The organism is Tumebacillus sp. BK434, from assembly GCF_004340785.1.
Classification (GTDB): domain Bacteria; phylum Bacillota; class Bacilli; order Tumebacillales; family Tumebacillaceae; genus Tumebacillus_A.
The window spans coordinates 719817-742153 of the sequence record NZ_SLXS01000001.1; the positions used below are offsets into that span (position 1 = coordinate 719817).

Below are 22337 nucleotides of genomic sequence, written 5' to 3' on the forward strand. Positions count from 1 at the left end.
GGTGTTTTACTTTGGCTCTGTCAGCTGGATTTGCCACAGCACTTCCCCGCTTTTGAAATCGAGGTAGGTATAGCCGGACTCGCCATTGGCGAACTTCCCGTACAGCTCCCAAACGAATTTGCTCGGGGCCGAACTGAACTCCGTCTTGACCTTGGGCAAAACGGGACCGGGTGTCGCATACACCACTTCGACCAGCGGCTGCAGCTTTGTTTCGGCGATCTCCGGGCGGACCAGCGATTTCGACCAGACCGGCTTTTTCGCTGCAGCGATCGCCTTGTCTTTCGCCAGGCCTTGGTTGGCGTATGCCCGGGCGACCACTTTCTCGTCTTGGGTCCAGATGTAGACGGCGCGGCCGAGCTCATCCTTTCCCGAGATGAAGAAGCCGTCCATACCTCCGGTGAAGGGCTCGACATCGATCACCTTTTGCAGGACGGTGGTGTCGAGCGCCTGCTGCACCGACGCTTCGGCCCCTTCGTATTGGGCATACGTGATCTCACGGACAGCAAAAACGGCTCCCCCAATCAGAGCCGTCAGGATGAAAATGGAAAGCCAAATGTACTTCTTCATCCAAAATGGTACTCTCTTTCTCTTGTATTGATCCTCTTGGCGTGATCAGCATCTCTACATCCTATTCTACTGATCGTATTCTTCATACACGGAAATATTGAGGAGACCTTCTTCACCCTTGCTCAGACCAAACACGAAACCGCGTTCTTTTAATGTGTGATTCAAAAAATCGACCACATAATAGAGATCGCTCGGATTGTCAAATTCCGCCGTGCCCAGTGTGACGAGTTTGGTTTCTTCCATTTAGTTTCCTCCTCTTTCGTCCGCTAGTCAAGCGTCCATTTTTTCAGGTCGTTGATCAGGCCAAAATGGGTGAAATCAAAGTGTACCGGTGAAACGGCGATGTAGCCGTCTTTGATCGCTTGGATGTCCGAATCGGGCGCGACGTCCAAATCTTTGAGATCGCCGGCCAGCCAATAGTACGCCTCGCCGCGCGGGCTGTAGTGCTTCTGAAAGTCGTTATGGTAGCGGCGCTCGCCGAGGGTGGAGATCTTCACGCCCTGCACGGCGTCCGGCTTGATCGGCGGGTAGTTGACGTTGAGCACGGTGTCTTTGGGAATGCCGTGCTGGAGCACCTGACCGATCAGTTTAGCCGTAAATTCGGCAGCGCCCGTATAGTCAAAATGTCCGGTTCCGCATTGCGAGACGGCGATCGACGGGATGCCTTGAATCGCCCCTTCGATGGCAGCCGAGACGGTGCCGGAGTACATGACGTCATTTCCTAGGTTGCTCCCTTCGTTAATTCCTGATACCACAATATCAGGCGGCGCATCCTTCATGATTTCGTTGACGCCGATCTTCACGCAGTCGGCCGGCGTGCCGGAGACGGCGTAGGCGTCCACGCCTTCGCAGAGTTTATGGTACTGAACGAACAAAGGTCTATGTAAGGTGATGCCGTGACCGGCGGCGCTGCGCTGGCGGTCGGGGGCAACGACGACCACTTTGCCCACTTTTTTCAATCGTTCGGCGAGGACGCGGATGCCTTCCGCCTGCCAGCCGTCATCGTTGGAGATCAAAATACGCATGATGTTTCCACGCTCCTTTTCGCCCATTGTACCCGAATGGTAAAAACCATTCAACATACTGCCCTTGCCCACGGAGATACTATGGCTACAACACCAGGGGGGTGAACCGGATGACAACTTCCACCTGTAGTACGGTTTCCACCGAGGAAGTCAAGCGTTACGCCGAACAGATGGCGCAAGAGCTTGGGCTGACCGACCTCTTGCACATGGAACTGTGGGCAACTCCGAACCTACGCGACCTGACGATCCCTGAACACCTCTGCAAAATGCGCAACAGCCAGTTGCGCCTGCGCAGCGATAACAAGCGGTAAAGCCGACACCTGTACGTTTCCCGATACAAAAAGTGACTATACATGCAAGAAGATGAAAAAGGGATCAGGCTTTACAAGCCGATCCCTTTTTCTGTGTGATTCGATGCCTGTCGGAAAAGCTTGAGCAGGACATCTTGCGAGACTTACTTGCTTACTCTGCGAACAAACGCTCACAGACGCGCTGCACTTCCGCGTAGATCTGCTGTTCGTCCATAGTCAGGACTTTGCGGTCTTCCACGACGAGTTCGCCGTCCACGAAGACGTGGGTCACGTCGCGGGAACCTGCGGAGTAGACGAGGTGCGCGATCATGTTGTGGCGCGGGTAGAAGTGCGGCTGGTCGATGTCGACGAGCAGCAGGTCGGCCAGTGCGCCTTGCTGCAAGGTGCCGAGCGTGTCTTCGAGGAACAGGGCGCGCGCGCCGTCGGTGGTCGCCATCTCGAGCGCTTTGAATGCGCTGACCGCGATCGCATCCTGGTTGACGCCTTTGTGCAGCATCGCCGCCATGCGCATCTCTTCGAACATATCCAAGTTGTTGTTCGAAGCGGCACCGTCGGTGCCAAGGCCCACGGTCAGGCCTTTTTCCAGCATCTTCAACACCGGCGCGACGCCGGAGCCGAGCTTGAGGTTGGAATCCGGGTTGTGCGCGACACGGACGTCATGCTTCGCCATGATCTCGATGTCTTCGTCCGACAGATGCACGCAATGTGCCGCCAGGGTCGGACGAGTGAACACGCCGAGCTCTTCCATCAGCTTGATCGGCGACATGCCGTGCTGTGCCACACACTCTTCCACTTCGCGCGCCGTTTCGGACAGGTGGATCTGGATCGGCAGGTTCAGCTCTTCCGACGCAGCCACCACGCGCTTGAGGAATTCCGGCGGGCAGGTGTACGGCGCGTGCGGGCCAAAAGTCACGGTGATGCGGTTGTTCGCTTTGCCGTGGTACTCCTTGCTGAACGCGATCGCTTCGGCCAGCTTCTTCTCCCCGTCCGGCGGGAACCCGATGATGCCGCGCGACAAGCAGGCGCGGATGCCCGATGCTTCCGTCGCTTTCGCCACATGTTCCATCGAGAAATACATGTCGGTAAATGTCGTGGTGCCGCCTTTCAGCATCTCGAGGATCGCCAGTTGCGTGCCCCAGTAGATGTCTTCATCGGTCATCTTCGCTTCGATCGGCCAGCAGCGCTCCTCCAGCCAGGTCTGCAGCGGGAGATCGTCCGCATAGCCGCGCAACAGCGTCATCGCCGCATGGCCGTGCGTGTTGATCAGGCCCGGCATCGCCAGCTTGCCTTTCGCGTCGATCACGCGGTCAAACCCTTCTGTCGCGCCTTGGTAAGCGCCCGTGCCGACCTCCGCGATGCGGTTGCCTTCCACGATCAAGTAGCCTTCCGGAATCCAGGAATCTTCCTTAGCAGTCACGATGACTGCGCTGTGAATCAGCGTGCGTCCCATGCCTCATGCCCCTCTCTTTTCACGTACTATTTCTGCCCGTAGCTGTGGCGATACTCGTGGCGCAGGTGCTCGACGTCCTCCAGCGACAGAAGCACCGGGTTGCCGATCATTTTCGCAAAAGCGTGAATCTGCGCGCCTTTTTCCACAATCAGGCAGGTGCGGAACGCTTCGTCGACCGTATGGCCAACGCCGACCACGCCGTGGTTCGCCAGCAGCACCGCCCCTTTTTTGCCCAATGCCTTGACGACATTTTTGCCGAGGTCGGGCGTGCCCGGCAGCGCGTACTTCGAGCAAGTCACAGAGCCGCCGACCACCTGGGCCAGATCTTCGACCACCGGCGGAATGTCTTTGTGCGCGACCGAGAACGCGCTGGCATAGTTGCTGTGCGTATGCATGACGCCAAGCACGTCTTCGCGGGCGCGGTAGACCGCCAGATGCAGCAGGCGCTCCGAGGAGGGCTTGTAGCTGCCTTCGACCACTTCTTCTGTGTTCAGGTCCATCACGCAAAGCATGTCTTCGGTCAGCGTCTCATAATCGACGCCGCTTGGCGTGATCACGACCAGATCGGTGCCCGGCACGCGTGCGGAGACGTTGCCCCAGACGGCGGCGACGAGACCCGAGCGGTACATGTTCAGGGAAGCGCGCAGGACTTCGCCTTTGGTGCGGGCGACGAGTTCGCGGTTCTGTTCCAAAATTTGCTGTGTCATCCCAACTCGCTCCTTCCTTACTTCAGCTGCGCCATGCGCTCCGTGTCGGGGCGCTCCACCGCGCCCTTGTCGGTGATGATCGCCGTGATCAGCTCATGCGGCGTCACGTCAAACGCCGGATGCAAGGCCGGTACGCCCTCCGGTGCCATGCGCTTGCCGCCGATGAAGACCACTTCATCGGACGAACGCTGCTCGATCTCGATGCTCGCGCCGGTCTCCAGCTCATAGTCGACCGTCGACATCGGGGCGGCCACATAGAACGGAATGCCGTGATGCTTCGCCAGCACCGCCAGCGAGTAGGTGCCGATCTTATTCGCCGCGTCGCCGTTTGCCGTGATGCGGTCGGCGCCGACGATGACGAGGTCGACCATGCCCTGCTGCATCAGGTAGCCGGCCATCGAGTCGGTGACCACGGTGACAGGGATGTTGTCGCGGTGCAGTTCGAAGGCGGTCAGCCGCGCCCCTTGCAGGTACGGGCGGGTCTCGTCAGCGTAGACGGTGACGTTTTTGCCCGCATCGTGAGCCGCGCGGATCACGCCGAGCGCCGTGCCGTAGTCGACCGTCGCCAGCGAGCCGGTGTTGCAGTGCGTCAGAATGCGCGCGTTGTCCGGAATGTACGGCAGGCCGTGCTGGCCCATCTGTTTGTTCAGGCGCACGTCCTCTTCGGCAATCAGGTTCGCTTCGCCAATGATCAGCTTGGCGAGGTCGGCCACGTCCAGATCGGCGTTTTCGGAGATCAAAGCGCGCATGCGCTTGATCGCCCAGAACAGGTTGACCGCCGTCGGGCGCGTCTTGGCGAGGCGCTCGCAAACGCCTTCCAGATAGGACAGGTACTCGCCTTTCGACAGCTCCAGTCCCTGTTGAGCCCCGATCGCGATGCCGTAGGCGGCCGTCGCGCCGATCGCCGGCGCGCCGCGCACTTTCATCTTCTCGATCGCTTCGGCGACCAGTTCATATGTATCACACGTTTCCCAGACTTCCTGCTCCGGGAGCAAAGTCTGATCCAGCACTTCTAACGTTCTGCCCGTAAAGCGCAAAGGTTGCATAATTTCTCCTCCTCCGTCTGTTTACAGCGAGCCCAGTTCGGCCAAAGCGTGCGGGCAGGCGCAGGTGCGCTCTCCCTTGTCGCTCTCGATGGCGTGGAAAAACAGCTCGCGGATCTTCTGCACGTTCTCTTTCATCGTGTCGACCACTTCCTGATGCGTCAGCGGATGCGACGAGATGCCCGTGCAATAGTTGGTGACCATCGCCACCGTCGCATAGCACATCTCCGACTCTTTGGCGAGGATCACTTCCGGCACCGACGTCATCCCGACCACATCGCCGCCCCAGGCCGCGTACAGGCGGATCTCCGCCGGGGTCTCGAAGCGCGGTCCTTCGGTGGTCACGTACACGCCGTCTTGCTTGACGGCGATGTTCTGACTTCCCGCCACAGCGGCGAGATGCTGGCGGATGCGGCCGCAGTAAGCGTCAGTCATGTCGATGTGCACGACGCCTTCCGGAGCGCCTTCATAAAAGGTCTGCGGGCGGCTTTTCGTCATGTCGAGGAAATCGTTGACGAGCACGAGGTCGCCCGGCGCCAGCTCTTTTTTCAAGGAGCCGACCGCAGCCGTCGCCAGCACGGTGTGCACGCCGAGCTGTTTCAGCGCGCGGATATTGGCCCGGTAATTGATCTTATGCGGCGCCACGCTGTGCTTGTACCCGTGGCGCGGCATAAACGCCACGCGCTTGCCGGCATACGTGCCGAGCGTGACTTCGGCCGTGCCGTATGGCGTCTCGATCGTATGTCGTTCTGCGTCTTGCAGCATCGCCGGATCGTAGACGCCCGTCCCGCCGATGATTGCATATTCTGCATGCATATATTTTCTGTGCCTCCTAGCATTTCCATCAGTCATTCATGTTCCATTTAATCAGAGGCCTTTCCACTTCGTCAAGGGAGGAAGCCTGATCAAATGCCGGGGTGATTCTTAATAAAGTGAATGATCTCTTTGATTTCAACTCCAGGACGGCTCATCGGTTCAAACAGATCGCCCCGTTCCCCGATCCGTTTTGGCATCGTGCGCAAGGTGAACATGTGCGGCTGCACCCCTTCGCGAACCTCGTCCCACAAGAGCGGCGCCGACACCGCCCCCGACGGCACCGCGCGCGGCGTGTACGGCCCGGAGAGCGTTTTGCTCTTGTGGTGCTGGAGGTAATCAAAATACACTTTGTCGCCGCGGTCTTTTTTCAGCCGCTCGATCGTCACGATATCCGGAGCCTTTTTCACCATATATGTACCGATGAATTGTGTGATGTGTCTTGTGTCTTCAAACGTATAGCCCTTGGCGATCGGCACAAAGACCTGCAGTCCGGTCGCGCCGGACGTTTTCGGGTACGAAGGCAGCCCGAGGTCGTCGAGGACCTCCTTGAGGTGCAAAGCGACTTTGCAGGCTTTGCGAAAACCGTGGCGGTCAACGCCTTTCACCGTCGGGTCGAGGTCGAAGGCGATGTTGGTCGGCTCGTTCAGCTGAACGATCTTCGTGTACGACGGGTGCAGTTCCATCGCCGCTTGATTGGCCAGCCAGATCAAGGTGGCCGTGTTGTTGGCGAGGATATAATGAATGTCGCGCTGCGAGTCGTCCGACCACACAGGATGCGTCTGAATCCACTCTGGCGCGAAGTCAGGGATGTTTTTTTGGTAAAACGACTTCTCGTGAATCCCGTTCGGAAAGCGGATCACCGTCAACAGCCGGTCCTGGTAATGCTTGATCAAAACCGGGCTCATCGCAATCATGTATTGGATGTACTCCGCTTTCGTAATCCCCTGTTCCGGCCACAGCACCTTGTCTAGGTTGGTGACGTTGACAGGGTATTCGGCCAGCAAAGTGTTGGTCGTCATAACACACACTCCTTGGGGTCCAGTTCCCGAAATCGTTGGATCGTTGGCGCGCGCAAGGTCATGTCGGATGTCCACTCCATGAACTGCACCTCCACGACCAGCTGTGGCGGGAAGTAGACCACTTCGTCGTAAGCGGTGGAAGCGGGCAGTTTCGGCTTGACGGCGAAAGGGTGTCCCTGCTTGGACAGCCCGCGGGCAAACGCGGTCAGGGCGGCGATCCCCTCATTGTTCAGGCCGGAGCCGGCCTTGCCGATGTAGATCAGCCTGCCCTCCCGATACAGCCCGAGCAGCAGCGAATTGACGTTGCCGCCGCGCAGCGTTGCTCCGCCGACGACCGCGTTCAGCTTGCGGAAGGATTTGACCTTTTTCCACGTCGGATGGCGCTGGCCGATGTGGTAGCGCCCCGCTTTTTCTTTGATCACGATGCCTTCCATCCCCTGCTCCTGCATCACGCGAAACAGCTGTACGCCCGTCGCGTGGCTGTCGACGAGCTGTACCTGCGCGGAGGGCTGCAGCACCTCGGTCAGCCACTCCTGACGGGTCGTCAGCTGCTCGTCGACCAGCCAGCGGCCGTCGAGGTACAACAGGTCGAACACCATAAAATAGATCGGCAGCTCACGGCTAATAAGCCGGATCTTGTCGCTGCTTTTGGCGAGGTCGCGGCGCAGGATGTTCGAAAAAGACGGCTTGCCTCCCGCGCCGAGTGCCACGATCTCCCCGTCGAGGATCAGCGAGCGCGCCTTGACCTGTGTCTTCAGTTCCTGCAGCTCCGGATACTGGTCGGTGCGCTCGTTTTGGCGGCGGTTGAACAGGGACAGCCCCGTCTCGTCGAGATAGGCCAGCATCCGCACCCCGTCCCATTTGATCTGGGCAAGGTGGTGCGGATCGTCAAACGGCTCGTCGACCATGAGCAGCGCCATCGGATCGAGCGGTTTAGGGGTGATCATTTACTCGGCCGTCTTGCGGCGGCGGCGCTTCGGCTTGCTTTCCGGCGCGGCGTCCCCGCCCCCGTCCACCAGGGTCAGTCCATCCCCGGCCCGCGTTTCGCCGACCGCGACGGGGCGCTCCGCCTCGTCTCCTCGGGTCACGTTCAAGCTGGCTTGCAGCGCTTTCATCAGATCGTGGATCTCATCGCGCTTCGGTTCGGCCGCCAAGGTGATCTCCTCGCCTTCGACCTTCTTCTGAATCACGTCGAGAATCGCCGCCCGATATTCATTGGTGTACTGCTCCGGCACAAATTCGGTGACGAGGCTTCCAATCAGTTGCTTCGCCATGTTCACTTCCCGCTCGTCGAGCTCGACATCGGTCGGCACCGACGGAATCTGGCTCGCCGCGCGCACTTCTTCCGGGTAGAAGATCGTCTCCATCACGATCACATCGCCGAAGGTGCGCAGCACGGCCAACTGTTGCGAGGAGCGGATGATCATTTTCGCAATCGCGATCTTGCCCGTCTCGGCGATCGCCCGGCGCAGCAACGCGTACGCTTTGTTGCCCGTGTCTTGCGGCGCCAAATAATACGATTTGTTGAAATAGATCGGATCGATATCCTGCAGGTCGACAAAACTTTGAATGTCGATCGTTTTTGTGTTTTGCGGCGCAATTTTTTCAAACTCTTCATCCGAAAAGACGATAAATTGTCCGGACTGGTATTCGTACCCTTTGACCACTTCGCCCCATTCGATTTCACGGTCGCAAGTTGGGCAGGTGCGGATGTTTTTCACCGGGGTGTTGCACTCGCTGTGGAGATAGCGAAATTTGACGTCTTTGTCCTCCGTCGCAGCGAACATTTTGACCGGGACATTGACCAGGCCAAACGAGATCGAACCTTTCCACATCGTATGCATTTTCGCCCACTCCTTCTCAGGTTTGGGCTTAGTATGTGTCAGGATATAAAAAACCCCTCATGGTTTCCATGAGAGGTTCGGCTTGCCATTATTCTTGGATGTAATACGCCAGCGCATGCAGTTCGGTTGTCACGTCGGCGCTGCGCAGATGCACATCGGGCGGCACCAGCAGCGAGACGGGCGCGAAATTCAAGATGCCTTTGACCCCGGCCTGCACGAGACGGTCGGCCACCCCTTGCGCGTAAGGCGCCGGGACGGTGATGATGCCGATGCGGATGTCATGCTCCTGCACCGCACGTTCCAACTCGTCGATATGCTGGATGGTCAAGCTTCCGACTTCGGTGCCAATCTTCTCAGGATCGGCGTCGAAGATGCTGACGATCGAAAGCTTTTCTTTCGTATAGCGATTGTAGTTTGACAAGGCGATCCCCAGATGACCCGCTCCGACGAGCGCGACGTTCACATGGCGGTCGAGCTTGAGAATCTGCTTGATCTTTTCCACGAGATAATCGACCTCATAGCCAATCCCTTTGCGGCCGAATTCGCCAAAGTATGCGAGGTCTTTGCGAATCTGTGCCGGGTTCATATCAAGCTTCTGACCGAGTTCATAGGATGAGACGGTGCGAATGTTCAGCTCTTGGAGCAATTGCAGACAACGAAGATACACTGGCAAACGCCTGACAACAGCTTCCGAAATTTTCGGCGTCTTCAGGTAGACCCCTCCCCAGTTGGGATATGTAGCATTTTCACTTCGCTGTTCTGCTGAAAAACTCCTGCGCCTAAGAGGTAAGTTTGGTCAATTTTTTGTTGGAATAAAAGGTGAGCAGTTTGCGTTTGACACGGCACAGCGCATTGTCCACCGCTTTGGTCGTCGTGCCCATCTCGTCGGCGATCTCTTTATAGGTGTTATGATCGACATAGAGCGTCAGCACTTTCAGTTCAAACGGCGACAAGGAACCGGCCAGCTCTTCACGCAGCTCTTTGAGCTGTTCGCGGACGAGAAACACATATTCCGGGTCGCAGATCGCCGGTCCCGGGAGCGTGTCCATCAGCGTTCTGTCCGTGTCCTCTTCATACATCGGACGGTTCAGCGAGAGATAGTAGTTCAGCGGCTGATGCTTCAGCCGCATCGCCGTCTTGATCGCCGTGATCAGCTGGCGGGTGATGCAGATCTCCGCAAAGGCGCGAAACGGGATCTGGCGCTCCGGCTGGAAATCGCGGATCGCCTTGTACAGTCCGATCATGCCTTCCTGGATCAAATCCTCGCTGTCGGCACCGGCGATAAAGTAGGAGCGCGCCTTCATCCGCACGATCCCGTGGAAGCTCTGCAAGATCTCCTCTACCGCATAGACGTCGCCCATCTGCGCCCGCAGCACCTTCTCTTCGAATGAATCGTCAGCATACTCTGCTTGAACGGTTGTTGCCGCGTTACGCTCTTCTGCACTTGCCATTACCATTGCCACCGCGCGATCACCTCAAGTTCATCTGCTTACTGTTCAACTTACCTCGTAAAATCTATTAATTTGTCATAATCTTAACTTCTCTCAATGAAAAACGTCAAATCACGAAAATCACCGATATATCGAATTTAGCTCACGAATTGACGTCGATATTGATCTTTTTCGACATTCCTCCGTTGTTGAAGAAAATTCCGAAAACAGTGTCGAAAAATGGAGAATCAGACAGAAAAGGAAGGATTTATCGCAAATCCTTCCCATGAATCGCCTTAAAGTGGCGATTTTAGCCAATTATAGACCGTTCGCAACACTTCCCGTTCCGTGCCCTGATAGAACCACGGGCCGGGCAATGACTTGATAAAATGCCGCCCGTAGCGCGATTCCACGATGCGGCGGTCGTAGACGACGATCGCGCCACGGTCGCGCTTGGTGCGGATCAGGCGGCCAAAGCCCTGTTTGAAGCGGATGATCGCTTGCGGCACGCTGTAGTCCATAAACGAGTTGCGCCCTTCCCGCTCCAGCTTCTCCGTCCGCGCTTCCACGACCGGCTGGTTCGGCGGCCAGAACGGCAGCCGGGCGATGACGAGCAGCGACAAGGCGTCGCCGGGGATGTCGACCCCTTCCCAGAACGAGTTCGCGCCAAACAGCACAGCCCGCTCCTGGCGCTGGAACTCATGCACGAGGCGGTGGCGCGAGGTGGAGTCGATGTTGTGTGCCAACAGGTTGATGCCGTGTTCGGCGAGCATCGGCTTCACCTTGTGGTACGTTTCGCGCAGCATCCGGTGCGAAGTGAACAGGACGAGCATCCGCCCCTGTGAAGCGCGGGCGAGGTTGGTCAACGACTCGGCAAAAGAAGTGGTAAACACGTCTTCGCTGACCCCTTTGACCGGCAAGGCGTCGGCCGGCACGCAGAGCAGGGACTGCTTCTTGTAGTCGAACGGCGACTCGACCTGCAGTTCCAACAGGCGGTCCATCTCTTTCGACTCCCAGAGGCCTAATTGGCGGATCGTGTATTTGAAGTCCTGATTGATCGTCAGCGTCGCCGAGGCCAAAACGACGCTTTCCTTTTTCGAGAACAGATGGGTGTGCAACAGCGGCGCCACGTCGATCGGTGCAGAGTTGAGGAAGACGACCGGTCGCATCGTGCGGTCTTCCGCTTCCATCCACAGCACCGACGTCTCGCTGCCGACGGAGCGCAGGAACGTGGCCAGCCCTTGCCAGCCGCCATCCAGCTCCTTGACCTGCCCGCTGACGTCGGTGAGGAGGCCTGCATACATCTCATCGCGCATCAGGTCTTCCGAATACTCTTCGACTTTGCCGGCGAGACGGCGGAACGCCTGTACGTCCGCCTGCAGGTTCTCACTGGAAGCGGCGATCGCCGTCCACGCCGCTGCGGCCGCTTCGTCGTCAAACGTCTCGGTGCGCAGGCGCAGCGTATAGCGCCCGCCGTCGGTGCCGGTCGAGTTCTTGATCGTGAACTCCTGGAGCAGACGGAACACCTCTTCGTTCGATTCGCGCAGCTCGCCGACGACCTCCAACATTTTGTCCACCGTCGCGCGCAAGTCGGCATGCACGTCTCCATCGCCGTTTTGCAGCAGGTCGATCTTTTGCAGGAGCTGGTAGAGCAGCCCTTTGTTTTTGTCGCGGTACAGGCGGTTCAGCGCCCCGTACATCTGAAAATAGGTCACTTCGTTGCCGAGGTGTTTCGTCGCTTCGTCTTCCATATGATGCGCCTCGTCGAGCACGAGGTACTGGTAGCCGGGCAGCACGTTGTGATCCGCTTTGACATCGGTCAGCACCAGCGAGTGGTTGGTGATGATCACGTCCGCATTTTGCGCCAAGGCCCGCGCGCGGTGGTAGTAGCAGTTGCGGAACCACGGGCAGGCTTTGTTGATGCAGGAGTCGGACGAGGACGACACTTTGTTCCAAGAGTCTGCTTGCGGGCCGGACAAGGTCAGCTCTTCGCGGTCCCCAGCCCCCGTCTCCAGCAACCAGGTCAGCATGCGCACATGAAACGTCATCTCGTTATGGTCGGTGACGAGGCCCGGATGGTTGACGCCGGTCGCGACTTTGCGCATGCAGAGGTAGTTGCTGCGCCCTTTGAACACGGTGATGTCAAACGGGAACGGCACCACTTCTTTCAATAAAGGAACATCGCGCTCGCGCAGCTGCTCCTGCAGGTTGATCGTGTGCGTGGCGACAACGACGCGCTCCCCCGCCGCCTTGGCGTAGTAGACGGACGGGATCAGGTAGGCGAGCGATTTCCCCGTCCCGGTCCCCGCTTCGACGATCAGGTGCTTGTTATTCTGAAACGCTTCGGAGACGGCGTTTAACATCTGGATCTGCGGCGGACGCTCTTCATAGCCCGGCATCAGGTCGGACATCGGCCCGCCTTTGGCCAGCACTTTCTCCACCGCTTCGACGGTGAACTGCAGCGTTCCGCCCGTTTCGTTTTCCTTGATCGGGATCTCGACCGGGCGATGCATCAGGCGGTCGATCGTCACGCAGCCCTCCGGCTCGTCGATTTTCAAAAGCGATGTGTTCGATTCGGCCAGTCGGCGGAAGAAATGGCGCAACGGCCAGTCGCTGTATTCGGTCAAGCCGTGAATCTGCTGCAAGATCAAAAATGGAAGCTCGCTCGCTTTTTCCAACAGCAGCAAGAACATCGACGCCGTCGCCAGCGCATCGGACAGCGCCCGGTGCGCTTCTTCATGCACCAGCTCATGGCGCTCGGCCAGAGAGCCCAGCGAAAAACTGGACTCGCGCGGCCAGACGATCTGGGCCAGCATCACCGTGTCGATCGCTTCGCCGACATAGCGCAAGTAGCCGCACTCTTCTAACGCTTCATTTAAAAAGCCCAAGTCGAAATTGGCGTTGTGAGCCACGAGAATGCTATCCCCGATAAACTTCAAAAATTCATCTATTACCTCTTCCAGCTCCGGTGCGCCTTGCAGCTCTGCATCGGTCAGGCCGGTCAGTTCGCGGATGTGGGCGGGAAGTTGTTTGCCTGGATTTACAAGTGTTTGGTACTGATCGGTGATTCGGCCACCTTCAATCTTGACCGCACCAATTTCGATGATGTGGTCGCGGGACGGCTCGAGTCCGGTAGTCTCGAAGTCAAACACGACATATGTCTCGGACACGCTTGGCGTCAGCTCCTATTTATCGTCTTCATCTGAAATGACACTGTTCGCCTCTTGTTCGCTGAATTCCTGCCTGCCGCTTGCAACTGACATAAAAAAGAAGAAGCGGCGACCAGCGCCACTTCTTCAGGATTGCCCGATTAATCGAGCAGGAAAACCGGTTTGTTGGAAGGCTTCGTCTTCAGCACCAAAACCGGGTACGCGATCACTTCCGGATGGGCATGGCCTGCTTGCGGTGCTGTGATGCCCGATCTGACGAACAGCGCGCCGTCCGATTCGGTGACGCTCTCGAGGCTGATGCCGTAGCCCGGGTTCGGCACCGTGCCGCAGGAGATCACCACGTAGCGGACACCGTTTTCTTCGACGGTGTAGACGCCTGCTTCCGTCTTGTTCTCATTGATGATGGTCTGCACCGTTTCCGGCACCGTGCCGGTCACCAGATCATATTGAGCCGGCTTGGCGAACTGGTTCGCGCGGGACAGCACTTTGTCGACCAGCACAGCCGCTTCGCCTTTGGTCAGTTTGGCTTTCGGCGCGAACTTGCCGTTGCCGTTGCCGACCATGATGCCGAGCTTATAGAGGTAGTCGATCGCGCTCTTTTGCTTGGCGGAGATGTCGGATGTGTCGGAGAACGGATGTTTCAGGTTGCCGCCGTTGATGCCGGTGTTCAGCGCCGGCAGGAGGTCGGCCAGCCACACCGCTGCGTCGACGCGCGTGAGCACTTCAGCCGGCTGTTTCGCCCCATCTTTCTTGCCGAGGATGCGGTCGGTCCAGATCTGGAAGTCTTCCTTGCTGATCTCCGCCTTCGGGTTGAACGCTTGCGCTTCGTTTCTGTTCAGGACGCCCGATTTCACGAGATGCTGCAGCGCTTCTTGGGACCAGTGTCCGTCGAGGTGCGCAAGTTCCGGCGATTCGATCATGATGTACGCGATGTCCGGCGCGTAGATCAGTTCCGGCTGCTGGCCGCTTTCGTCGACGACGGTGATCACGTTCTCATCCGGCTTTTGCGCTTTCGGGCCGTCGACGACCGCAAAAGCGGATTGAGAGCTCATCACAAGACCTGCTGCTAGGAGCAGCGCAACGGTTGCTTTTTTGTTCATATAAATACCTCCTTGGAATTTTGAGCGTTTAATTTTGTTTTTCGAGATTCTCTATACTGTAAGATGCTTACAGGCTGGCAATAGTTTCATCTTCAGGCAAAGTTTTTTTTGCAAACAAAAAGACCAGCTCCTAATACTGGTCGTTTTGCGTGGATTGTCGTGGCTGCTCTCAAGCATACATCGATTCGCGCAGGGTGGTCAGGCGCTTGCATTTTTCGAAGCACTGATCGGCCCGCTCCTGCTCCCCGAGCGCGAAGTGGGCGACGCCTTTGAAGAACAGGGACTCGATGCAGTTGCGCTCATAGACGAGCGCCGCGTTGAAATAGCGCAGTGCCTGCAGGTACGCTTCTTCTTCTAAGGCCAGGCGCCCGAGGTGGTACAGGCCGAGCTTTTTCTCCGCGGTGCTTTCGAGGGCGACCAGTTGCAGCAGCTGCTCTTTGGCCTCGGCGCGCTTGCCCGTCATGCTCCACGTCCGGGCCAGCCCGGACAGCGCGAACGGATCGCGGGCGTTGCGCGACAAGAGCTGAGCAAAGCAGCGCTCCGCCAGCGGATACTCGCGGCGGTGATACGCTGCCCAGCCGAGGTTGAACAGGCCTTGCATATCGTTTGGCTTGCAGGAGAGCTGCTTTTTGAACAGCGCCGACGCCGCTTCGTGGTCGCCTTCGCGCATTTTGATCCAGCCGAGCCCGCCGTAGGCGGCTGCCGACTCGGGATGGTAGCGGAGCGCCTTTTGGTACAGCGCGGACGCCTGCTCCTTCTGCCCGAGCTGTTCGGAAAGCCGGGCGAATTCCAGGATCACCTCTTCCTGCGCCCCGTTCAAGTCGTAGGCGCGCGCCAGATGGCGGTAGGCGCGCTCGCGGTTGCCGAGCTGCACATAGATCAGGCCGCAGAGGCGGTGCGCTTCCCAGTCTTCCGGCTGCACGATCAGGGCGCGCTGGTAGTTCATCAGCGCTTCTTTATGCTCGCCGAGGTTGAAGTGGCAGCAGCCCATGTTGAACTCGATGTCGCGGAAGTCGGGCACCAGCTTGCGGGCCGCTTCGAACTCGATCAGGGCTTGGCGGTACTGCCCTTGTGCCGCGAAGATCTGGCCGAAGGTGCCGTGTACGGTCGCTTTGATCAGCTCGTCGTCATCTTCCAGCTTGAGCAGGTTGAGATGGCGGCTCGCCTCTTGGTACTTCTCCTCGGCCAGATAGCCGAATGCAAGGTAGAGCCTTGCGATCGTAAATGTCTCGTCGAGCTCGATCACGCGGTGAAACTCGTTCATCGCCTCCGGGAACATCAGCAGATCGAAGAAGCCGATGCCGCGGCGGAAGGAGCGCACCATCTGTTCGTCGGCCGGACGGATCGAAGACCCCTCGCCCATCGACAGGATGACTTTTTTGTTGGCGGACGGCAGTTCGCTGCTCTCGCTGTCCCCGTCTGCGGCAGCCGTAGCCCCGGTTTGTTCCGCTTCGGGCCCGGTCGGCGGCACGTAAGGTGCTTGCATGGCGGACAGCTTTTGCTGCATCGCTTGCAGCTCTTCGGTCGGCAAGGTGCCGTCGAGGTCGAGGCTGTGCGATTCCCCGAGCTCGGTGACGCGCTCTTCAAAGGCGAGCCAGCGTTCGACAAATTTATCGCAGGCGCTGCGCAAGGCGACCAGTTCATCTCCGAGGATGCGTTTTTGGTCGGCGTCGGCGCTTTGCAGTTGGACTTCGATGCGGTCCACGGCGCGGTTGAGCAGTTCAAATGGTTTTTCAAACATGACAAAAAGCCTCCCGTTGCCCATATGACTTACTTCCTAGTGTAGGCGCGGGAGGCTTTTTTTATCCAAGACTTTCTAAAATTAGACGATGGTGCCGTGCTTTTCGCTGAGCATCTCGACGATCTTGTTGTCATTGTCCATCAAGGCGACGGTCGGCACATGGCTCTTCGCATCTGCGTCCGACATGCTCACGTAAGAGATAATGATCACCGTGTCGCCAGGCTGCACCAAGCGAGCCGCTGCCCCATTCAGGCAGATCACACCAGAACCGCGGGCGCCGGAGATCACGTACGTCTCCAGACGGGCACCGTTGTTGTTGTTGACGATCTGCACTTTTTCATTCTCCAAGATGTCCACCGCATCTAAGATGTCCTGATCGATCGTGATCGAACCGACGTAGTTGAGGTTGGCCTCCGTCACGGTGGCGCGGTGAATTTTCGATTTCATCATCGTACGAAACATAACCCGCATCTCCTTTATCTTGGGAACTATTCGATGGTCAGGACCGTGTTGTCAATTAAACGCGTTTTGCCAAAGCGCACAGCAAGCGCCAGCAGCGCCGGCTGTTCGAGGGTGAGGATCGGCGACAGATCGCGGAAATTGAGCAGCTCCACGTAGTCGATGTCGGCCAGTGGCTGCGACTGGATCAGCCCGCGCACCGCTTCTATGATCTGATGGACGTCACGCGCACCTTCGGCGACGAGCTGCTCCGCCTTCTTCAGCGACCGGGACAACACCAGCGACTGTTCGCGCTCTTCCGGCGTGAGAAAGACGTTGCGCGAGCTCAGCGCGAGGCCGTCCGCTTCCCGCATCGTCGGACAAGGGACGATCTCGACCGGGATGTTCAGGTCGTCGACCATCGTCTGCAGAACGGCGACCTGCTGGGCGTCTTTCATCCCGAAAAAGGCCTTGTCGGGCAGCACGATGTTGAACAGCTTGGACACGACGGTCGCCACGCCGCGGAAATGGCCGGGGCGGGACGCACCGCACAGCTGCAAGGTGACTTCCTCCACATCGACATGGGTCAGCACCTTGCCTCCGCCGCGCGGGTACATCTCTTCGACGCTCGGCGCAAAGATGATGTCGGCGCCCGCTTCCTCCGCCAGCTTGGCGTCGCGCTCCAAGTCGCGGGGGTAGCGGTCAAAGTCTTCGTTTGGGCCAAACTGCAGCGGGTTGACGAAAATGCTCATCACGGTGGTCTGACATTGTGCCTTGGCGGCGCGCAGCAGCGACTGGTGCCCTGCGTGCAGATAGCCCATCGAAGGCACAAAGCCAATCGTATGTCCCTGGGCGCGTTGTTCGCGCACGTATTGACGAATCTCCTGGATCGTATGGACGATGATCATTGCAAGGTTTAGCTCCTCTGATTAATCTCTCTCTGTAGCCTCTCTAAAACCTCATCATTCATTATAAACCCATGCTGGGCAGTTGGGAAAGCGCTGTCCCGCACTTCGGTGGCGTACGTGTTGATCGCATTTGTCATGTCGGCAAACATCTCGCCGTATTTTTTCGCAAATTTCGGCAGGTATTTCTCCGTGATGCCGAGCATGTCGTGAATGACGAGCACCTGGCCGTCGGTCGCTTCCCCGGCACCGATCCCGATCGTCGGGATGGTCAGGTGTTCGGAGATCAGCCTGGCCAGCGGCGTCGGCACGCATTCGAGCACGATGGCAAAGCAGCCTGCCTCTTGCAGCGCGAGGGCGTCTTCGAAAATGCGCAGAGCGGTGTCAAAATCCTTGCCCTGCACTTTGAAGCCGCCGAGCTGATTGACCATCTGCGGCTGCAGGCCGATGTGCCCCATGACGGGGATGCCGGCCCGCACGATCGCCTTGACCTGATCGAGGATCTCGCGTCCCCCTTCGAGCTTGACGGCGTCCGCGAAGCCTTCCTGAATGAGACGTCCTGCGTTGCGAACCGCCTCGGGGGTTGAGATGTGGTAAGACAGAAAAGGCAGGTCGGTGACGATCATCGTGTGTTTGGTGCCGCGTGTAACCGCTTTCGTGTGGTGGATCATGTCTTCCATTGTCACGGGCAGCGTGGTGTCATAGCCGAGCACCACCATGCCGAGCGAATCGCCGACGAGGATCACATCGGCCCCGCCTTCCTCCGCCGCGCGCGCGGTCGGGTAGTCGTAGGCGGTGAGCATGACGATCTTCTTCTGTTCTTTCTTCATTTCGCGCAGTGTGACCGTCGTTGCTTTTGCAACAGTCATAGTCAGACTCCTCCTCTTCGGGTCGTCTGCCAAAAGCCAAAAAAGACCCTTTGTGCCACGCTTCGGGCCGCAAAGAGTCCTGTCAGATACAAGAGTTTGTCTTTGTCCTGTCTCGGTCCGCATTCGGCTCAGAGCAGATTCAGTTGAGATTGCTGATACTGTGCTTGCAGGCGGAGTACAGTTCACAATTGGATACCGTCCCCAATGTCAGTATACATGGGAACGGAATGTCTGTATAGTATTCGCGCTTACACTCGAAAAAAGTCGTGCTTCATTCAGCGGCGGATGAGTCTCCAGGTCCCTTCGCTCAAAAACGTTATCACCAAGCAGAACACCGCGCCTTTCAGAAACACGCCAATCGGAAACACTCCGTCTTCGGGGAGAATGTTGATCGACATGATGATAAGCAGGAAAACAAAGATGAGAATCGGTCTGATTCGCAATGAGCCCACTCCTTCTTTAAGCGAACATGATATCAGCCGAGTAGATCTTCTTCTGCTCCCCGTCCGGCTGTTCGACCAGCAGCACGCCGAACTCGTCGATGTCGAGAGCACGGCCTTGGATAGTGCCTTGTGCGGTGTGCGCGATGATGTCGTTGCCGAGCGTGATGTTATGCGCCTTCCATTGGTCGCGCAGCGTGCCAAAGCCGCCGTTGGCGACATATTGGCGGTACAGCGGCTCCAGTTCTTCAAGCACCACCTGCACGACTTTGGCCCGCGGGATCGGAGTGCCTTTGACCGCTTGGAGCGAGGTGGCGATGCTCTGGATGTCGTCCGGGAAGTCTTCTTGCGGCACGTTGACATTGATGCCGATGCCTACGACGAGGTGATGGATCTGATCGAATTCAGCGTGCATCTCGGTCAGGATGCCGCAGGATTTTTTCTTGTTGAACAAAATGTCGTTCGGCCACTTGATGCCAGATGGTACGCCGGTCAGCCGGGTCAGCGCCTTGGCGAGGGCGATCGCGGTGACCAGCGTGATCTGCGCCGCATGCGCCAAAGGCAGCTGCGGGCGCAAGATCAGCGACATCCACACGCCCGAGTGCGGCGGCGAGAACCAGGTGCGCCCGCGCCGGCCTCTTCCCTGCTGCTGCTCGTCGGCGATGACGAGCGTGCCTTCCATCGCTCCGTTGTTGGCAAGCTCTTGGGCTAAGTTATTCGTAGAATCTATCGTTTCACGATACACGATGCTCTGTCCCAGCACAGTCGTGCTCAGTCCATCGCGAATCTCCGCCGCCGTCACCAGATCGGGCGAGCTCTGCAAGCGGTAGCCTTTGTTGCGCACCGCTTCGATTTGGTAGCCTGCGTCTTGCAAATCTTTTATGTGCTTCCAAACGGCCGTCCGTGACACGCCAAGCGTGGTGCACATCGTTTCTCCCGAAACAAAATCGCCGGGGCGTTCACGGAGCATTTGGAGGATGGTTGATTGCATGTCAAACGCCCTTTCTATGTACAGTTTCCTGTGCCACCACTTTAGCATAGATATGGCCGATTCGCTATCACCATCAAGAATAGTAAATATTTATGTTGTTCAACGCCGACCAACCGTACTTCAACAGTGCGAAAACGGGTAACACACTGTTCAGAACCAGCACCAAATTTGTAACGACTACCTGGAGCAGACAAGATCTATCAGATCAATCTGAACACACTGCAGGACTCTTCTTCCTTTTATCGCCATAATAAGATTATACTGTTACTAACACGTTAAACAGGTGGTGACCTATGACCTTTCCTGTATATATCCATCTGGGGGCGCTGACGATTCACCCTCACTTTCTCTTCGAATCGCTCGCCTACTTCATCGGCTTCCGCGTCTATCTGTATACGCGGAGCAAGGAGCGGACGCCTGTAGAGAAGGCCCTCGCGGTGATCGCCGGGGCGATTGTGGGAGCTGCATTGGGGTCGAAGATTTTGTATTGGTTCGAAGACCCGGTACAGACGGTGCAGCGGTGGAATGATCTTGTTTATCTGATGGAAGGCAAGACGATCGTCGGCGGGCTGCTCGGCGGTTTGATCGGAGTGGAAGTGGCGAAGAAGATGATCGGGTGGACGCGCTCAACCGGGGATGACTTCGCCCTGCCGCTGGTCGTCGGGATGATGATCGGGCGGATCGGCTGCTTCCTCACCGGGCTGAGCGATCACACGTACGGCACGGAGACCACTTGGATCACAGGGGTGGATTTTGGAGACGGGGTGCTGCGGCATCCGACACAGCTGTACGAGATGGCGTTCCTCGCGGCGCTCGGTGCGGTTTTGCTGGTTGTGAAAAAACGCGACCGGCTATGGAACGGCGCGGTGTTTCAGTTTTTTATGATCGGATATTTGGCGTTCCGGCTGCTCATAGACTTTATCAAGCCAACGCCTCATCCCTATCTGATCCTCAACAACATTCAACTCGCCTGCATCGCCGGGTTGATCTACTACATCTGGCTGGTAAGAAGACAGAAAAAGGAGAATGTTCATGCCGAAGAATCGTCCCTACCTGTTCTATGAGTTGACCAACAGCATCTGCTCCACCTGCTATCGGAAAGTGGAAGCGAAAGTCCTGTTTCAAGACGAAAAGGTCTATCTCCACAAGCACTGCTTCCACCACGGACCGGAGAAGGTGCTGATCTCGACCGACATCGAGTACTATAAGCTCTGCCGCGAATATCTCAAGCCCTCGGAGATGCCTCAAGTCTGGAACACGCCGATCAAATACGGCTGCCCTTACGACTGCGGACTGTGTCCGGATCATGAACAGCACTCCTGCCTCACCCTCGTCGAGATCATCGAAAAGTGCAACTTGCAATGCCCGATCTGCTATGCCGAATCCTCCCCGCACGTCGACAAAGTCCGCTCGCTGGAAGAGGTCGAACGCATGCTCGACGCGGTCGTGCGCAACGAAGGCGAGCCGGACATCGTGCAGATCTCCGGCGGTGAACCGACGATCCACCCGCAGTTTTTCGAAATTCTCGACCTCGCGAAATCGAAGCCGATCAAACACCTCATGGTCAACACCAACGGCGTGCGCATCGCCAAGGACCGCGAGTTTGTCAAACGCCTCGCCGATTACATGCCGGGCTTTGAGATCTACCTGCAGTTCGACTCCTTTGAAGAGGACGTGCTGCGCGAACTGCGCGGGGACGACCTGCGCGAGATCCGCCGCCAAGCGATTGAGCACCTCAACGAGTTCAACATCTCCACCACGCTCGTCGTCACGCTGAAAAAAGGGCTCAACGACCGCGAGATCGGCTCGATCATCGACTTCGGGCTGCAACAGCGCGCCGTGCGCGGCGTCACCTTCCAGCCGATCCAAGCGGCCGGCCGCCTCGAGGAGTTCGATCCGGCGACCGACCGCCTGACGTTGAGCGAAGTGCGCCAAAACATCATCGACCAGTCGGACGTGTTCAGCGCCAAAGACATGATCCCCGTTCCCTGCCACCCGGACAGCCTCGCCATGGGCTATGCGCTGAAGCTGGGCGGCGCAGTGATCCCGCTGACCGGGATGATCAACCCGGATGTGCTGCTGCAAGGCGGGCGCAACACGATCGTCTTTGAACAGGACGAAACGCTGAAAACTAAAGTGTTTGAGCTCTTCTCCACCTCGCACTCCCCGGAGTCGCAGGCGCTGTCTTTGAAAAATCTGCTCTGCTGCCTGCCGATGGTCGCGGTGCCGGAACAGCTCAGCTACGACAACGTGTTTCGCGTGCTGATCATGCAGTTCCTCGACCCGCACAACTTTGACGTGCGCTCGGTGAAAAAATCCTGCGTGCACATCGTCCACCCGGACGGGCGGATCATTCCGTTCGACACGTACAACCTGTTCTATCGCGGCGACAAGGAAGACTTGCTGAAGCAGCTCCGCGACGAACGCGGCCCGCTCGAAGAACTGCCGATGGTCTGACACTTTTGCGAGGA

22 protein-coding genes are annotated in these 22337 nt (G+C 57.8%); 3 read left to right on the forward strand and 19 right to left on the reverse strand.

Going from position 1 to position 22337, the window contains the following annotated elements; genetic code table 11:
* Positions 1-6 precede the first annotated feature (6 nt).
* From EV586_RS02355 to surE, 3 genes are all read right to left on the reverse strand, one after another.
* On the reverse strand, positions 7-567 hold the full coding sequence (locus EV586_RS02355) for a hypothetical protein (protein WP_132943460.1): 561 nt from the start codon (positions 565-567) through the stop codon (positions 7-9).
* Positions 568-633: 66 nt separating this feature from the next.
* Positions 634-810 (reverse strand): DUF4264 family protein, encoded by a 177-nt coding sequence (locus EV586_RS02360; RefSeq protein WP_132943461.1) that lies wholly within the window; start codon positions 808-810, stop codon positions 634-636.
* A gap of 23 nt (positions 811-833) precedes the next feature.
* Complete coding sequence (gene surE / locus EV586_RS02365) at positions 834-1592, reverse strand: 5'/3'-nucleotidase SurE (RefSeq protein ID WP_132943462.1); 759 nt, start codon at positions 1590-1592, stop codon at positions 834-836.
* 110 nt (positions 1593-1702) lie between these two features.
* Between surE and EV586_RS02370 the strand changes: the two genes are divergently transcribed.
* Positions 1703-1903, forward strand: a complete 201-nt coding sequence (locus EV586_RS02370; protein WP_132943463.1) for a hypothetical protein — start codon at positions 1703-1705, stop codon at positions 1901-1903.
* Positions 1904-2054: 151 nt separating this feature from the next.
* On the opposite strand, the gene EV586_RS02375 is transcribed toward EV586_RS02370, so the two are convergent.
* From EV586_RS02375 to EV586_RS02450, 16 genes are all read right to left on the reverse strand, one after another.
* Complete coding sequence (locus EV586_RS02375) at positions 2055-3353, reverse strand: amidohydrolase (RefSeq protein ID WP_132943464.1); 1299 nt, start codon at positions 3351-3353, stop codon at positions 2055-2057.
* 26 nt (positions 3354-3379) lie between these two features.
* Complete coding sequence (locus EV586_RS02380; protein ID WP_132943465.1) at positions 3380-4060, reverse strand: class II aldolase/adducin family protein; 681 nt, start codon at positions 4058-4060, stop codon at positions 3380-3382.
* Between the two features lie 17 nt (positions 4061-4077).
* Positions 4078-5106, reverse strand: a complete 1029-nt coding sequence (gene mtnA, locus EV586_RS02385; protein WP_132943466.1) for an S-methyl-5-thioribose-1-phosphate isomerase — start codon at positions 5104-5106, stop codon at positions 4078-4080.
* Positions 5107-5127: 21 nt separating this feature from the next.
* The gene (gene mtnP / locus EV586_RS02390; protein WP_132943467.1) at positions 5128-5919 is read right to left on the reverse strand and encodes an S-methyl-5'-thioadenosine phosphorylase; all 792 of its coding nucleotides are present in this window, start codon (positions 5917-5919) and stop codon (positions 5128-5130) included.
* Positions 5920-6008: 89 nt separating this feature from the next.
* The gene (gene ligD / locus EV586_RS02395; RefSeq protein ID WP_132943468.1) at positions 6009-6938 is read right to left on the reverse strand and encodes a non-homologous end-joining DNA ligase; all 930 of its coding nucleotides are present in this window, start codon (positions 6936-6938) and stop codon (positions 6009-6011) included.
* Positions 6935-7885 carry an ATP-dependent DNA ligase gene (locus EV586_RS02400; RefSeq protein ID WP_132943469.1) on the reverse strand — a complete coding sequence of 317 codons (951 nt, stop codon included), beginning with the start codon at positions 7883-7885 and terminating at the stop codon, positions 6935-6937. The genes ligD and EV586_RS02400 overlap by 4 nt, the downstream gene beginning before the upstream one ends.
* Positions 7886-8782 carry a non-homologous end joining protein Ku gene (gene ku, locus EV586_RS02405; protein ID WP_132943470.1) on the reverse strand — a complete coding sequence of 299 codons (897 nt, stop codon included), beginning with the start codon at positions 8780-8782 and terminating at the stop codon, positions 7886-7888.
* 88 nt (positions 8783-8870) lie between these two features.
* Positions 8871-9494 (reverse strand): redox-sensing transcriptional repressor Rex, encoded by a 624-nt coding sequence (locus EV586_RS02410; protein WP_132943471.1) that lies wholly within the window; start codon positions 9492-9494, stop codon positions 8871-8873.
* 67 nt (positions 9495-9561) lie between these two features.
* The gene (gene sigH, locus EV586_RS02415) at positions 9562-10233 is read right to left on the reverse strand and encodes an RNA polymerase sporulation sigma factor SigH (RefSeq protein WP_132943472.1); all 672 of its coding nucleotides are present in this window, start codon (positions 10231-10233) and stop codon (positions 9562-9564) included.
* Positions 10234-10508: 275 nt separating this feature from the next.
* The gene (gene dinG / locus EV586_RS02420) at positions 10509-13382 is read right to left on the reverse strand and encodes an ATP-dependent DNA helicase DinG (RefSeq protein ID WP_165898174.1); all 2874 of its coding nucleotides are present in this window, start codon (positions 13380-13382) and stop codon (positions 10509-10511) included.
* A gap of 140 nt (positions 13383-13522) precedes the next feature.
* Positions 13523-14482, reverse strand: a complete 960-nt coding sequence (locus EV586_RS02425; RefSeq protein WP_132943474.1) for an S-layer homology domain-containing protein — start codon at positions 14480-14482, stop codon at positions 13523-13525.
* Between the two features lie 169 nt (positions 14483-14651).
* Positions 14652-16223, reverse strand: coding sequence for a tetratricopeptide repeat protein (locus tag EV586_RS02430; RefSeq protein WP_165898175.1), 1572 nt, complete (start codon positions 16221-16223; stop codon positions 14652-14654).
* 81 nt (positions 16224-16304) lie between these two features.
* A complete protein-coding gene (gene panD / locus EV586_RS02435; RefSeq protein WP_132943476.1) occupies positions 16305-16685 on the reverse strand; it encodes an aspartate 1-decarboxylase in 381 nt (126 codons plus the stop codon).
* Between the two features lie 26 nt (positions 16686-16711).
* On the reverse strand, positions 16712-17569 hold the full coding sequence (gene panC / locus EV586_RS02440; protein ID WP_132943477.1) for a pantoate--beta-alanine ligase: 858 nt from the start codon (positions 17567-17569) through the stop codon (positions 16712-16714).
* 8 nt (positions 17570-17577) lie between these two features.
* Positions 17578-18435 carry a 3-methyl-2-oxobutanoate hydroxymethyltransferase gene (gene panB, locus EV586_RS02445; protein WP_132943478.1) on the reverse strand — a complete coding sequence of 286 codons (858 nt, stop codon included), beginning with the start codon at positions 18433-18435 and terminating at the stop codon, positions 17578-17580.
* A gap of 459 nt (positions 18436-18894) precedes the next feature.
* Positions 18895-19866, reverse strand: coding sequence for a biotin--[acetyl-CoA-carboxylase] ligase (locus tag EV586_RS02450; protein WP_132943479.1), 972 nt, complete (start codon positions 19864-19866; stop codon positions 18895-18897).
* Between the two features lie 293 nt (positions 19867-20159).
* Here EV586_RS02450 and EV586_RS02455 point away from each other — a divergent pair, with 293 nt between their 5' ends.
* Both EV586_RS02455 and EV586_RS02460 read left to right on the forward strand, forming a co-directional pair.
* Complete coding sequence (locus tag EV586_RS02455) at positions 20160-20930, forward strand: prolipoprotein diacylglyceryl transferase (protein ID WP_132943480.1); 771 nt, start codon at positions 20160-20162, stop codon at positions 20928-20930.
* Entirely contained in the window at positions 20899-22323 is a 1425-nt protein-coding gene (locus EV586_RS02460) for a radical SAM protein (protein WP_132943481.1), read from the forward strand. Before EV586_RS02455 ends, EV586_RS02460 begins: the two co-directional genes overlap by 32 nt.
* The last annotated feature ends 14 nt before the right edge of the window (positions 22324-22337 follow it).